Below are 15,451 nucleotides of genomic sequence, written 5' to 3'. Positions count from 1 at the left end.
AGAAATGATAAAAACTTTTAAACATATCGGGTTTAGCATTTGTATTCTAAGTGTGTTAACACTTGGCTTGAGCTGTGAGCAGTCTCAAGAAGTGAGTATAGATCTTTCGGGAGATTGGAAATTTCAAATAGACTCACTAGATCAGGGAGAAGATAAAAAATGGTATACTGAAGCCTTAGAGGAAACGGTACAGCTTCCTGGATCTATGGTAGAAAATGGTAAGGGGTATGATGTAGATTTAGAAACTAAGTGGACTGGTAATTTATGGAATGACAGCTTGTGGTACAAAAGCCCTAAGTACGAGAAATACCGAAAAGATGATAATATAAAAGTTTCCTTTTGGCTGCAGCCTGAAAAAAAATATTACGGTGCTGCCTGGTATCAGAAAACAATTACAATACCAGAAAACTGGAAAGATCAGGTGGTAACGTTTAATATTGAGCGTGCCCACTGGGAATCTACAGTCTGGGTTGATGATCAAAAAATAGGATCAGAAAATACATTAGGTACTGCACATCGCTACCTTCTTAAAGATCTTAAGCCAGGAGAGCATATACTAACAGTAAGGATGGATAATCGTGTGCGTGATATAAATGTTGGGCTAGACGCACACAGCATATCAGACAATACCCAATCTAACTGGAATGGTCTTGTGGGTGAATTAAGTCTTACAGCTACACCCAAAGTCTTTATTAAAAGTATAAAAATTGTTCCCGATGTAAATAATAAAAAGGCGCTAATAAAACTTACAATAGAAAACACTACCGGTACAGTAAATACTGCGCAAATAAAGCTTGAAGCTAAAGGAACAAATCAACATGTTGCAACAGTAAAAAGCTTGACAGAAGATTTAGAATTAAAATCTGGGGATAATGAATTGAGTTTTGACTATACAATGGGTGATAATCCTGCATTGTGGGATGAGTTTGATACTAATCTGTATGAGCTCAACTTGACATTAGATTCAGATGCGGGTGTGCATTTTACAACAGAAAAATTTGGAATGCGGGAGTTTAAAGCCTCAGATAAGCATTTTGTTATTAACGATCGTCCGGTTTTCTTGAGAGGCACTTTAGAGTGCTCTATTTTTCCGTTAACGGGGTATCCACCTACAGAAATTGATTCTTGGAAATCAATATTTACCACTATAAAAAATCACGGTCTTAATCATATGCGTTTTCACTCGTGGTGTCCCCCAGAAGCTGCATTTGACGCTGCAGATGAGATGGGAGTTTACTTACAGGTAGAAGCTTCTGCCTGGGCTACAATAGGAGATGGCGCTCCTGTAGATAAATGGCTTTATAAAGAAGGAGAAGCCATATTAGAAGCTTATGGAAACCACCCATCTTTTGTAATGATGGCTTATGGTAATGAGCCTAGTGGTAAAAATCACAAGCAGTATTTAATAGATTATGTAACTCACTTTAAAGCCCTAGATAGTACTAAGATGTACACAAGTGCTGCGGGATGGCCATTAATTGATAATGCAGATTACTTTAATACCCCAAAGCCACGTATTCAGCAATGGAATCAAAACTTAAACAGCATTATCAATGCAGAAGAACCACAGACGCTATTTGACTTTCAAAGTATTATAGATAATACACCTATGCCGGTGGTAAGTCACGAAATAGGGCAATGGTGTGTATACCCTAATTTCAACGAAATTTCAAAATATACAGGGGTTTTAAAACCTAAGAATTTAGAAATTTTTAAAGAGACCTTAGAAAACAATCATTTAGGTCATCTTGCAGATAGTTTAATGCTCGCATCAGGCAAACTACAAACACTATGCTACAAAGCAGATATTGAAGCTGCATTACGTACAAAAGGTTTTGCAGGATTTCAACTATTAGATTTACATGATTTTCCTGGTCAGGGAACCGCTTTAATAGGGGTGTTAGACGCATTCTGGGAAGAAAAAGGGTATGTGAGCCCGGCAGAATTTAAAGCCTTTAGTGGTGAGACTGTCCCGCTGGCTCGATTAAAACAACGCACATTCTTAAATACAGATACTTTAAATGCTTCTATAGAACTGGCGCATTACGGTGCGAAGCCACTTAAAGGTGTAACACCTGCCTGGAAACTGATCAATAAGTCTGGAGATCAAGTGTCAAGTGGGACCTTTCCGCAAGGTGATTTTGAGATAGGCAACGGTATCGCTCTGGGCAAAATTTCACTTCCGCTAAATAGTATAAAGGCTGCACAACAATTAACGCTAAGTGTAGCGGTTGGCGAATTTGAGAATAGCTGGGATGTTTGGGTATATCCTGCAAAAAATAAAGAAATTAATAATGAACCGCGAGTTGTAACACAATTAGATGCTGCTACAATTGCATTTCTAAAACAAGGTGGGTCTGTTTTATTAAGTACTAAAAAAGGTGCTGTTGCCGCAGATAAAGGTGGCGATATTGGCATAGGTTTCTCCAGTATTTTCTGGAATACCTCGTGGACAAATGGTCAAAAGCCCCATACATTAGGAATTTTATGTGACCCCAATCATCCTGCATTAGCAGATTTTCCAACACAATACCATTCTAACTGGCAATGGTGGGACGCAATGTCTCACAGCAACGCTATAATTCTTGATGAGTTTAGTACAGACTTAAAACCTATAGTGCGGGTAATTGACGACTGGTTTGAAAACCGAAGTCTGGGGTTATTATTTGAGACTCGCGTAGGTAAAGGGAAACTTCTGATTTCTGGAATAGATCTACACACAGGTATTGACAAGCGTATAGAAGCGCAGCAACTGCTGTATAGTTTAAAAAAATACATGAGTAGTAATCAATTTAATCCTGCTCAAGAGTTAGATATGCAACTTATAAAAGGGTTATACGCCACTAATTAAAATATAAAGTAAAACAAACCTTTCTTTTAAAGGACCTAAGAAATAGAACAATGAGTAAAGTTAAAGCTTGGAGAGAAACCGTAGTAATCCCTACGTATGAAGTAGGAACACCAGAAAAATATCCTGTATTTTTAGAAAAGCGAGTGTATCAGGCCAGTACGGGTTCTGTGTATCCGCACCCGGTAATTGAGCAGATAAGTGACGAGAAAGTAGACAAAGAATGGGATGTTATTTTTATAGAAAATGACTACATTCAGCTAATGATTCTCCCAGCTCTAGGAGGAAGAATACAGCGTGCTTATGATAAAATACGTCAGCGTGATTTTGTGTATTACAATCATGTTATAAAACCTGCACTGGTAGGATTAACCGGTCCGTGGATTTCTGGTGGTATAGAATTCAACTGGCCGCAACACCACAGACCTAGTACATATGATCCTACAGATTCCTATATTGAAGAAAATAAAGATGGAAGCATAACTGTTTGGGTTAGTGAACTCGAGCGTATGTTCCGCACAAAGGGTATGGCAGGTTTTACACTACACCCTGATAAAGCTTATCTAGAAATAAAAGCACAGTTATATAACCGTACACCTCACCCGCAAACGTTTTTATGGTGGGCAAATCCTGCAGTAGCTGTTAATGATGAGTATCAGTCTGTTTTTCCTCCAGATGTAAACGCGGTTTTTGATCACGGTAAGCGTGATGTGTCTGAATTTCCTATCGCAAAAGGAGAATATTACAAAGTAGATTACGCACCGGGCACCGATATATCTAGATACAAGAATATTCCTGTACCTACATCTTATATGGCAATTACTTCAAAATACGATTTTGTAGGCGGCTATGAGAATGATAGTAAAGGCGGATTATTACACGTAGCAGACCATAATGTGTCGCCGGGTAAAAAACAGTGGACGTGGGGTAATGGTGATTTTGGTCAGGCCTGGGATCGTAACTTAACAGATGAAGACGGACCGTATATTGAGCTTATGTGTGGCGTTTACACAGACAATCAGCCAGATTTCTCGTGGATGCATCCGTATGAAGAGAAAAGTTTTAAGCAGTATTTTATGCCGTATTACAACGTAGGTGTGGTAAAAAATGCTACTAAAGAAGCCTTACTTAATTTGGAAATAGAAAATGGAAAGGCAAGATTAAAAATTTATGTTACGGGTATCTATGAGAATGCAAAAGTAACTTTAACCGCTGCAGACTATGTTTATCTTGAAGAAACGCTTGACCTTGATCCTGCAACCGGTTTTGATACCTTAATAGATACGGCAACTGCAGACTATAAAGATTTAAAAGCAACGCTTACTAATGCTAACGGTAAAGTGCTGGTAAGCTGGTCGCCCGGTGATGATAGCGTAGATGAAATTCCTGAAGCGGCAAAGGCGGCAAAAGAACCTCAGGACATAGATACAGTAGAGCAATTATTTTTAAATGGGTTGCATCTTGAGCAATACCGTCACGCAACCTTTGATGCGACGGCTTATTATCTTGAAGCTTTAGAGCGCGCTCCCGGTGATGTACGCTGTAATAACGCTATGGGGTTGTGGAAGATGAAGCATGGTAAATTTGAAGAGGCGCTTGCATATTTTAATTCTGCTATAGAAACACTTACAAATAGGAACCCCAATCCCTATAACGGGGAACCTTATTTTAATAAGGGTGTTGTTCTCAACTATCTAGGTAGAAAAGATGAGGCATACGCCGCTTTTTTCAAATCCTGTTGGAATGCTGCCTGGCAAGCTGCCGGCTATTTTAATCTCGCACAAATAGATTGTGAACGAGCAGATTTTGATAAGGCATTAGAGTTAGTAGATAAGGCTTTAATAAGTAACTGGCACAATCACAAGGCAAGACATTTAAAGGCGATTATCTTAAGAAAAACAGGAAACAAAGATGAGGCACTTCAGCTTATAGAAGATTCACTTCAGATAGACCGTTTTAATTTTGGAGTACGTTATGAGCGCTTTCTGCTAACCGGTGATCAAGAAGATTTAGTAACACTTAAAGAATTATTGCGAGGCTACCAGCATAATTATATAGAGTTTGCACTCGATTATGCACAGGCAGGACAATATGAAGAGGCAATTGCATTGCTTAAAGAGATAGCTCAGGGAGAGCAAGTGTATCCGCTAGTGGGTTATTTTATAGGATATTTCTATCAGCAAAAAGAAGATAACACTAATGCTTCAGAATGGTTTAAAAAGGCTCAGGATCTGTCGCAAGATTACTGTTTTCCAAACCGTTTAGAAGAGGTAATTGCATTGCAGGCGGCTTTTGACTTTGATTCTACAGATGCTAAAGCTTCTTATTATTTGGGTAATTTCTGGTATGCTTCTCGTCAATACAAAGAGGCGCAAAATTGCTGGGAAGCGTCAATAAGACTTGATGAGAACAATGCTATTTGTCACCGTAACCTTTCTTTATTGTATTACAATAAAACTAATCAAAAAGATTTAGCACGTAAGCATCTAGAACAGGCATTTAAACTAGATCCTACAGACGCACGTTTGTTGATGGAGCTGGATCAGTTGTACAAAAAAATAAATGTTTCCGTAGAAGAGCGTTTAGAACTTTTAGAGCAAAACTTAAGCTTAACGCAATCTCGAGATGATTTGTATTTAGAGCGTATTGCTTTATATAACTTTAAAGGTGATCACGAGAAAGCTTTAGAATTGATAGAATCACGACAGTTTCACCCGTGGGAAGGTGGTGAGGGGAAAGTTCCTTTTCAGCACATAAATACTCACGTAGAATTAGCAAAAAAACTTTTAAGTAATGACAAGGCAGAGGATGCAATAATTCATCTGGAAGCCGCTCAGGAATACCCTCACAATTTAGGAGAAGGCAAACTCTTTGGCTCACAGGAAAATGATATATTTTATTGGCTAGGTTGTGCCTATGAGCAATTAGGCAAAACACAATCTGCAAAAGAAGCGTGGCAAAAAGCGTCTGAAGGACTAAGTGACCCTAGCCCGGCGATATTTTACAACGATCAGCAGCCAGATAAAATATTTTATCAGGGTCTCGCTTTACTAAAATTAGGGGAGCAGGCCGAAGCCGAAAAGCGTTTTGAAAACCTAAAAAATTATGGAGAGGCACATAAAGAAGATGCTGTTAAGCTTGATTATTTTGCAATCTCATTACCCGATTTATTGATCTGGGAAGAAAATTTGCAAGTGCGTAACCGTATTCACTGTGACTATCTTATAGGTTTAGGCGCTTTAGGTTTAGATAATTTAGCAGCTGCCGAAAAAGCCCTAACTGCAGTTTTAAATCAGGATTTATACCACCTGCCCGCGCAGTTACATCATTTGATGATTTCTAATTCTGAATTAAGTATCAAATAAAAATGATGCATTTAAAACAGTATATAACTGGTATGCTAACAACCCTGCTTTGCGGGGTTTGTTTACCCTATTTTGCTCAAGAGCGTCCTAATATTTTATGGATAACTTTTGAAGACACTTCACCGCAATTTATGGGTAGTTATGATAATTCTGATGCAGAAACTCCGGTTTTTGATAGGATGGCATCGCAAGGGGTGCGTTACACAAATGCTTTTTCGACAAATACAGTTTGTTCTCCCAGTCGCACTTCCATAATTACAGGAGTGCCTACCTATGAGCTGGGTACAGGTAATCACCGTAGCAATTATGCGATACCAGATTTTATAAAAGGATTTCCCAAATACTTGAAAGATGCGGGGTATTACGTGACTAATAACAGCAAGACCGACTATAATGTTAAAAATGAAAAAGACTTTATTGCAGAGACATGGAATGAAAGTTCTAACACCGCAGGGTGGTGGAACAAAGAGGAAAGTAAGCCTTTTTTCGCGGTATTTAATATTGCAGATTCGCACCAGTCACGTACAATGTCTATGAGTTATGAGTGGTATGAGCAAAATGTACTTAATTATCTTCCGGTTGCGGTTAAAAATGCAAACAATAAATTAGACGATGCCGCTGAACATTCACAACAAGCAATACCTCAATTTTCTGAAGGTAAAATAGATTTTACTTCGCTGCATAAAATGCATCATATAAGTGACACCGCATTTGCTATGCCTCCTTTTTATAGAGACAGTCCCAATATGCGTAAGCAAATGGCTCGGGTTTACAATTCGCTCAAGCTAACAGATATTAAAATGGGAAAACTTCTTGAGAGACTTCAATCTGAAGGATTTATGGAAAATACCATCATCTTTATTTTTGCAGACCACGGCGAAGGAATGCCACGAATGAAGACAAACGGTATAGGTCTGGGATACCGGGTGCCTTTCGTCGTATGGTTTCCCGAACGTTATAAACATCTCGCGCCTAATGGAAAAACAGGGGTTGTGACTGAAGAATTAGTGAGTTTTGAAGATCTCGCTCCTACAGTTTTAAAACTTGCAAATGTATCAAAACCAGAATATTTAAAGGGTAGAAACTTTCTAGGAGGTGAGCCTGAGAAAGCCCCAGAATATCTGTTTTTAGCTTCAGATCGGGCAGATAACGGGCCAGATTTAGTACGTTCTGTTACTGATGGTCGCTACATGTATTCTCGCAACTTTATGCCTTTCTATCCAGAATTGAAGTATATACACTATATCGAGCAAGGTGAGATAACAGCACATATGCGTGAAGATTTTAAAGATAATAAGCTAAACGAAACTCAAAAGTCAATTTTTAACAGACGTCCTTTAGAAACACTTTACGATTTGAAGAATGATACCTGGGAAATTAAGAACCTAGCAACTAATACACAGTATGATTCTATTGTTAGAAAAATGCGTAAGGCATTAATTGAAAATATTAAGGAGCGAAGAGATGTAAATTTTATGCCGGAGTATGAGCTTAATCGCGATTTTGATACTGGTTCTGCATATACAGAAAAAAGCCATAGAGCCTATTATCCGATTTCTGAAATTTTAAATATGGCGTTGAATGTAGGTTCTGCTGATGAGCAAAGTATTCAGAATAAAATGGAAGGTTTAGATCACAAGAATAAATTCGTGCGCTATTGGGCAGCATTGGGTCTTTATAGTGAGCGTAATTCATTAAGCAGAAAAACATTAATACAGATTAAAAGCAAGCTGAATGAAACTTACAAACCCGCTCAAATAACACTAGCAGCCGCCCTTTATGATAGAGAAAACAACAATGACGCATTAGAAATCTTAAAAAATGCGATTAGTGTTAAAAATGCAGAAACAAGTCTGATGGCAATTAATTACCTACTCTATATTAAAAATAGATCACCATTCTTAAGGGATGTGACGCTATTAAATAATACTGATGCACCCTATAAGGTTAAAGCAGCTTGTTTAGATTTTTTAAATCTTGAAGAAGCTATAAATTAAGTAGAAGATAAAATTAAATGAGAATGGTAAAGAATCTAATACATATCATTATACTGTCTTTTTTAGCAATGAGCTCTGCGACTTTATATTCGCAAACATCAGCAGATAAACCAAACATTGTTTTAATCTACATAGACGACTTAGGCTATGGTGATATTGGTGTTAATGGGGCAATAGGAGTTAAAACACCTAATATAGATAAGCTTGCAGAAAATGGTATAAACTTTACAGATGCACATAGTGCCGCTGCTACCTGTACACCTTCGCGCTATTCGCTGCTAACTGGGAGTTATGCGTTTAGAAAAGAAGCAGAAATTCTTGAAGGTGATGCGCCTTTGTTAATAGATACTACGATACGTACGCTACCGGGTATGCTTAAAGATGCAGGCTATAAAACAGGAGTAGTAGGAAAATGGCATCTAGGTCTGGGCAATGGCAATGTAGATTGGAACACCCGTGTATCGCCAGGACCGGCAGAAGTAGGCTTTGATTATAGTTTTTTAATACCAGCTACGGGTGATCGTGTGCCTACGGTTTTTCTAGAAAATCAATATGTGGCTAATCTAGACCCTAAAGATCCCATTACTGTACGATATGGTAAGGCTATTGAAGGTGGGTATCCTACAGGACGTGAACACCCTGAACTTTTAAAACAATATACAGATAACTATCACTTGAGCGCAATTACAAATGGCATTAGTAGAATAGGTAATATGAAAGGAGGGACTGATGCTTTATGGGTAGATGAAGAAATTCCTTTTGTATTGAATGATAAAGCAACTGCTTTCATTGAAGATAATAAAGAACAGCCTTTTTTTCTGTTTTATTCGTTTCATGATATTCATCAACCGCGTGTAGCTAACGTAAAGTTTATAGAGTCTAGTACAATGGGCCCTCGTGGAGATGTCATCGCGCAGATGGATTGGAGTGTGGGCGCAATAGTTGATAAGCTTGAGAAATCTGGTCTTCTTAATAACACAATAATCATATTTACCAGTGACAACGGTCCCATTCTGGACGATGGGTATGTAGATTATGCTCGTGAACTTGTAGGAGAACATAAACCCGGAGGAGCATATAAAGGTTCTAAATATTCGGTATTTGAAGCTGGAACGCGTATGCCTACCATTTTACACTGGCCGGCAAAAGTTAAGCCTGGCACATCAAACGCTTTGTTGTCACAAGTAGACTTGTATGCAAGTTTTGCAGCGCTAACACATCAAAAACTTAAAAAGAATGAAGCGCCAGATAGTGAAAATCACTGGAACGCCTGGATAGGTAAATCTAGTAAAGCACGCACCTTTATGCTTGAGGAAGGTTATACCTATGCATTACGCAAAGGAGATTTTAAGTACATACAACCTAAGAAAGATGCGACTATACCGCAATGGATACGTTTAAAATATGTAGATCCCGGCTTTAGTACAGTGCCTCAGCTTTATAATTTAAAGTTAGACCCAGGAGAAACTAAAAATTTAAGTGAAGCTCATCCCGAGATTGTGAAAGAGATGGAAAACAGATTAAGTAAAATTTTAAAAAATAAATAAGCAATGTCCCTATTAAAAAAAATACTAAAAAATTACTGGGTATTCTGTATACTCTTAATAGCTAACTCTTGTAAACATCAAGCTGAAACTATTAACGCAACTGATGAGAACTCGCTAACTCAAAACAGAATAGATTTGTCGGGTACATGGCAGGTTAAATTAGATTCTCTTAATACTGGTGAGCAGCAGCAGTGGTTTTCAAACAGCTTAGAAGGCCAGGATATACAATTACCGGGAACACTTGATGATGCCAGTATAGGTACCGCAGATACGCTTACACCTGCACTAAATAATTATGTATTATCTAGTCTGGCTCGTAAACATCAATATATAGGTAAAGCCTGGTATCAGCGTGAGATAAATATACCTAAAAACTGGGACGGTAAAGAAATTGAGCTAACACTTGAACGTGTGTTATGGCAATCAACTGTATTTATTGATGATAAAAAAGTAGAAAGCAGACAGAGTCTTATAGGATCGCACGACTATGATTTAACTTCTTATCTAACACCGGGAAGTCATACTCTTACCGTGATCATAGACAACTCAGATTTTTACCCAAAAATTAATGTGACGGGTGATCGCTATCCTATTGAAGTTAATCAGGAGATGGCACACGCTTATACAAATCATACACAGATAAAATGGAATGGTATTCTAGGAGATATTTCATTAACCGCTTCAGATAAAGCAACGATCGCTAATCTTCAGGTGTATTCAGATACAAAAAATGAAATGCTTGATTTTGATTTTGAGACGACTCAAAATAATCTTCTAAACTTAAGTTTAGAAATTTTAAAAGCTGACGGAAGTGTACTTTTTTCGCAAGAAATAAGCGATTCAAAAAGAAACGGTAATCTTGTTAATATCACGATCAAAAAACCAGAAACCTTAGAACACTGGGATGAGTTTAACCCTGTGATGTATAAGGCGGTTTTAAAAACTGAAAAAGAACAAATTACTCAGGATTTTGGTTACAGAACGGTAGCAATAGAAGATGCGCAATTACAATTAAATGACCACAGAATATTTTTACGTGGAAACTTAGAGTGTGTTATTTTTCCACTTACAGGATATCCGCCTATGCAGGTAGAAGAATGGGCTACCTTGTTTGAGCAAGCAAAAAATTATGGGTTAAATCACATACGTTTTCACAGTTGGTGTCCGCCAGAAGCAGCCTTTATAGCAGGTGATAAAGCAGGAATGTACTTACAGGTAGAGTTGCCGCACTGGAGTTTAAAAGTGGGAGAAGATGCTGCTACAACTGCATTTTTAGAGCAAGAAGCGGCTAAAATTATAAAAGACTATGGGCACCACCCTTCATTCTTGTTCTTTTCTATGGGTAATGAGTTAGAAGGTGATTTTTCGGTATTAAACAAAATGGTAAATGATCTTAAGCAAATAGATACGAGACATTTATATGCTACTACAAGTTTTTCATTTCAGAAACCGGCAGGTACACGTCCTGAACCAGAAGATGAGTTTTTTATTGCACAGTGGACAGATAAAGGCTGGATACGCGGGCAAGGTGTATTTAACGATATAGCTCCTAATTTTAATAAAGATTTTACTGCAAACAGTGCACACATAGAAGTACCTCTTGTTGCACATGAGATTGGTCAATATTCTGTTTACCCAGATTTAAGTGAGATCGAGAAATATACCGGTGTACTGGCACCTCTGAACTTTATAGCGGTTAAAAATGATTTAGAACAGAAAGGGCTTATAGATCTTGCTTCAGATTTTACACAGGCTTCGGGCAAACTGGCTGCGATGCTTTACAAAGAAGAGATAGAGCGCGCTTTAAAAACACCTAGTTTTGACGGTTTTCAATTGTTACAATTGCAGGATTTCCCAGGGCAGGGTACTGCACTAGTAGGCTTGCTAAATGCTTTCTGGGAGTCTAAAGGAATAATTACCGGTGAAGAATTTAAAAGGTTTAACAGTGAACTAGTCCCTTTAGTGCGCTTTGAAAAAGCGATTTATGAAAATGGAGAATCTTTTGAAGCTCAGCTAGAAGTAGCTAATTTTTATAAAGAACTTAAAAATCAAAAATTACAGGCTACACTAAAAGATAGTAAGGGTAAAGTCGTTGCAGAAAAATCTATTGAAAACCTAAATCTTTCCATAGGGAATAATGTGAATTTAGGGGTTCTAGAAACTAAAGTTAAGGTTAATAAAGCAGATGTCTGGACGTTAGAATTAAGCCTTGAAGGAACTCAATTTGTCAACAGCTGGTCTGTATGGGTATACCCTACACAATACGCTGAGGTAAGTAAAAATATTAATACAACTCAATCTTTTGATGAAGCTATTAAATTACTTAATGCTGGCAAAACGGTATTTTTTAATCCTGATGTGGCAGACTTAGAAGGTGTAAAAGGGCGTTTTGTACCGGTATTTTGGAGTCCTGTGCATTTTCCTAATCAGCCGGGAACAATGGGATTATTAGTAGATGCAGATAGTGAAGCATTATCAGACTTTCCTACAGCACGTCATACCCAATGGCAATGGTGGGATTTATGTATAAACTCTAAATCTGTAGTCTTAGACGATCTTAATGTGAAGCCTATCGTACGTGTCATAGATAATTTTGTATCAAATCGTGATTTAGGAAACTTGTTTGAAGCTCAGGTTGGAGCAGGAAAATTAATGTTCTCATCTATAGATCTTTCTTCAGACTTAAAAAACAGACCTGCAGCGCGACAATTGCGATCAAGCTTATTAAATTATATGGCTTCAGATAACTTTAAGCCACAAAATAAATTGACCACTCAAGACCTTAATCGTTTTAAAAAATAAAAGAATAGTTATGAATTTCAAAGTTGTAAAACATAGTGTCCTTTTTGCATTACTAGTATGCTCTAGTATTCAATTAAAGGCACAATTAAAAATAGATGAATTTAAGCCTAATGTTGTGTTTATTCTGGTAGATGATTTAGGTTGGATGGATCTGGGAGTGCAGGGAAGCACCTTTTATCAGACACCACGGGTAGATGAGCTGGCATCAAATGGATTACGTTTTACAGATGCATATGCTGCAAACCCTGTATGTAGTCCTACACGAGCTAGTATTATGAGTGGTAAAGATCCTGCAGATGTTTCTGTTAATATTAGTAACTGGATAGGTGCTCAGTTGTATGAGAAAAGAACTAATCAAGCTTTGATACAACCCGGTGTGGGAGATCATTTACCATTAGAAGAAATAACTATGGCAGAAGCTTTTCAACAGCAAGGCTATACTACGCAGTTTATTGGAAAATGGCACCTGGGAGAAACCGAAGAGTTTTGGCCTGAAAAACAAGGTTTTGATGATAATATAGCGGGATGGTCACGAGGTAACCCCGGTAGTTTTTTTGCACCGTATAACAACCCAAGAATTTCTGATGGTCCTGATGGGGAGTATTTGCCGTATAGATTAGGAAATGAGGCGGTATCTTTTATAGAACAAAGTGCTAAAGAGAAAGATCCTTTCTTTTTATTTTTATCTATGTATAATGTACATACACCCATTGAAGCGCCTAAAGATTTAGTTGCCCGCTTTGAAAAGAGACGCGACCAATTAAAGTTGTCAAAAAAAGGTACCTATAAATTAGATGAAGGTGTAGAGAGCAGAACAAATCAAAGTGACCCGACATATGCTGCTATGATCTGGGCTATGGATTCTGTTGTGGGTATGGTACAGGATAAGTTAGACGAATTAAATTTAACTAAAGAAACTGCTATCGTATTTTTCTCAGATAATGGCGGCCTGTCTAGCCCTGGTTATGGTGTAACTTCTAATTTACCACTTAGAGGCGGTAAAGGTTTTCTATATGAAGGTGGTATTAGAGAACCACTTATTATTCGATATGATCCATTAACCTCAAATCACAAAGGCAGTGTTGTTGCAGAACCTGTGATTAGCTATGATTTTTACCCTACGTTACTCGATATTGCAAATCTAGAAAAACCTAAAAATCAAAATCTTGAAGGGGTAAGTTTAAAGCCGTTGCTTTCTAATAATACGGTAGCTAGAGAAAGTATTTTTTGGCATTATCCGCATTACAGTCCACAGAAAGGAAAACCAGGATCAGCGATTAGAAAAGGAGATTTTAAGCTTATTCATTTTTATGAAAGTAATGAGGATGAATTGTATAATCTTAAAAAAGATATCGGTGAAAAAAACAACATAGCTAAAGCAAACCCACAGTTAGTAAAAGAACTCAAGTATGAATTGTTTCAGCATTTAGAAAAAATAAATGCATCATATCCTGTAAAAAGGCCTGAAAAATTAGATAAATAGGAAACTCCCTTATTTTTGAATTAAATTTGAAAAAGGCAATTTAATATATGATTTTGAAATTGAGTTTGATTAAAAAAAGCGGATACGCCGTAGTGTTAAGTTTAGGAGCAATAGCGTTTTTAATCTCTTGTGGAGAACATTCAGAAAATAAATCGACAAAAAATCAACAAGCAGAGGTAATTAAACAGCCAGATATCAAAGAACTACTTGTAGAGCAACCAGAAAGCCTTACAGTTCCTGACGGAATGGTCTGGGTTTCTGGGGTTCATTTTACACAGGGAGCATCAAACGGTGATGAGGCAGCTCTGCCCCGTGAGAAACCAGCTCATCCTGTAGCTGTTGATGGTTTTTTTATAGATAAAACCGAAGTTACTAATGCCCAATTTAAAAAGTTTGTTGCAGCTACAGGATATCGTACCGTTGCAGAGCAACCTATAGACTGGGAGGAGATGAAAAAAGATCTGCCCCAGGAACTCAAAAACCGGCAGACAGCATTCTGCAGCCGGGCTCGTTAATTTTTAACCGAAATGTAGAAAATGTGGCCGATCTGCGTAATTACGCGCAATGGTGGGAGTGGAAAACCGGTGCAAACTGGCAACACCCTCAAGGCCCGGAAAGCACTATTGAAGGTAAAGATAATTACCCTGTAGTACACATCTCATACAAAGACGCCTTAGCCTATTGTAAGTGGGCAAACCGCAAACTTCCTACAGAAACGCAATGGGAAGCAGCGGCACACGGTAAATTAAATGGTGGAGTTTATACCTGGGGAGAAGATAGTGCAGAATTAACAAAAAAGGCCAATACCTGGCAAGGAGATTTTCCTAATAAAAATTTAGTTGAAGACGGTTTTGCTTATATTGCTCCTGTAGCTTCTTTTGATTCAAACTCATTAGGTATTTACGATATGGCGGGTAACGTGTGGGAACTTACTCAGGATTACTTTTCTGTAAAATACTATCAAGATATTGCGGGCAGCGGTGAAATTAGAAACCCTCAGGGACCATTAGAGTCGTATAATCCAGAAAACCCTTTCCAGCAGGAAAAAGTAATTAAAGGAGGTTCCTTTTTATGTGACGCTTCATACTGCGCAAGTTACCGCATTTCAGCCCGAATGGGACAAAGTCTAGATTCTTCATCAGACCATACCGGTTTTAGAACTGTTGCTACCGTAGATATGCTTGAATAATATTTAAATTCGTAATAATTTGTTACAGGTGAATTCAAGTGCTTTATTTACTATTATTTAATTGTAGGATTATATAATAATTCAAGTAACATAAAACGGATCAGCACATTTCCACTGCATTTCGCGAAAGCTCCATTACAGGAAAAGAGCTTCCCTAGGCAGGTCTTGAACACAACTTCAAAGCTTCCGTTTTCCATTTCGCTTAACCGCTTTATCTCAA

At 37.8% G+C, this 15,451-nt stretch carries 8 protein-coding genes; all 8 read left to right on the top strand.

The window, feature by feature from the left end; translation table 11 throughout:
- Positions 1 to 4: 4 nt before the first annotated feature.
- The 8 genes from P164_RS06555 to P164_RS18950 all read left to right on the top strand — a co-directional run bounded on the left by P164_RS06555 (position 5) and on the right by P164_RS18950 (position 15,231).
- Positions 5 to 2,851 carry a sugar-binding domain-containing protein gene (locus P164_RS06555; RefSeq protein WP_035899388.1) on the top strand — a complete coding sequence of 949 codons (2,847 nt, stop codon included), beginning with the start codon at positions 5 to 7 and terminating at the stop codon, positions 2,849 to 2,851.
- 50 nt (positions 2,852 to 2,901) lie between these two features.
- Entirely contained in the window at positions 2,902 to 6,213 is a 3,312-nt protein-coding gene (locus tag P164_RS06550; RefSeq protein ID WP_028375637.1) for a DUF5107 domain-containing protein, read from the top strand.
- A gap of 2 nt (positions 6,214 to 6,215) precedes the next feature.
- Positions 6,216 to 8,210: a sulfatase gene (locus tag P164_RS06545; protein ID WP_081817330.1), complete on the top strand. Its 1,995-nt coding sequence runs from the start codon at positions 6,216 to 6,218 to the stop codon at positions 8,208 to 8,210.
- Between the two features lie 23 nt (positions 8,211 to 8,233).
- Complete coding sequence (locus tag P164_RS06540; RefSeq protein ID WP_117434301.1) at positions 8,234 to 9,757, top strand: sulfatase family protein; 1,524 nt, start codon at positions 8,234 to 8,236, stop codon at positions 9,755 to 9,757.
- A 3-nt stretch (positions 9,758 to 9,760) separates the two neighbouring features.
- Complete coding sequence (locus P164_RS06535) at positions 9,761 to 12,559, top strand: sugar-binding domain-containing protein (protein ID WP_081817329.1); 2,799 nt, start codon at positions 9,761 to 9,763, stop codon at positions 12,557 to 12,559.
- Positions 12,560 to 12,569: 10 nt separating this feature from the next.
- Positions 12,570 to 14,042: a sulfatase gene (locus P164_RS06530; protein WP_051621260.1), complete on the top strand. Its 1,473-nt coding sequence runs from the start codon at positions 12,570 to 12,572 to the stop codon at positions 14,040 to 14,042.
- A 65-nt stretch (positions 14,043 to 14,107) separates the two neighbouring features.
- Entirely contained in the window at positions 14,108 to 14,557 is a 450-nt protein-coding gene (locus tag P164_RS18955) for a formylglycine-generating enzyme family protein (RefSeq protein ID WP_234405827.1), read from the top strand.
- Positions 14,558 to 14,580: 23 nt separating this feature from the next.
- Positions 14,581 to 15,231 carry an SUMF1/EgtB/PvdO family nonheme iron enzyme gene (locus tag P164_RS18950; protein WP_234405826.1) on the top strand — a complete coding sequence of 217 codons (651 nt, stop codon included), beginning with the start codon at positions 14,581 to 14,583 and terminating at the stop codon, positions 15,229 to 15,231.
- Positions 15,232 to 15,451 lie beyond the last annotated feature (220 nt).

Source organism: Leeuwenhoekiella sp. MAR_2009_132 (assembly GCF_000687915.1).
In the GTDB taxonomy this organism is placed as follows: domain Bacteria; phylum Bacteroidota; class Bacteroidia; order Flavobacteriales; family Flavobacteriaceae; genus Leeuwenhoekiella.
The sequence above is the reverse complement of the archived record's forward strand: the minus strand, read 5'-3'. Positions and strand labels throughout refer to the sequence as shown.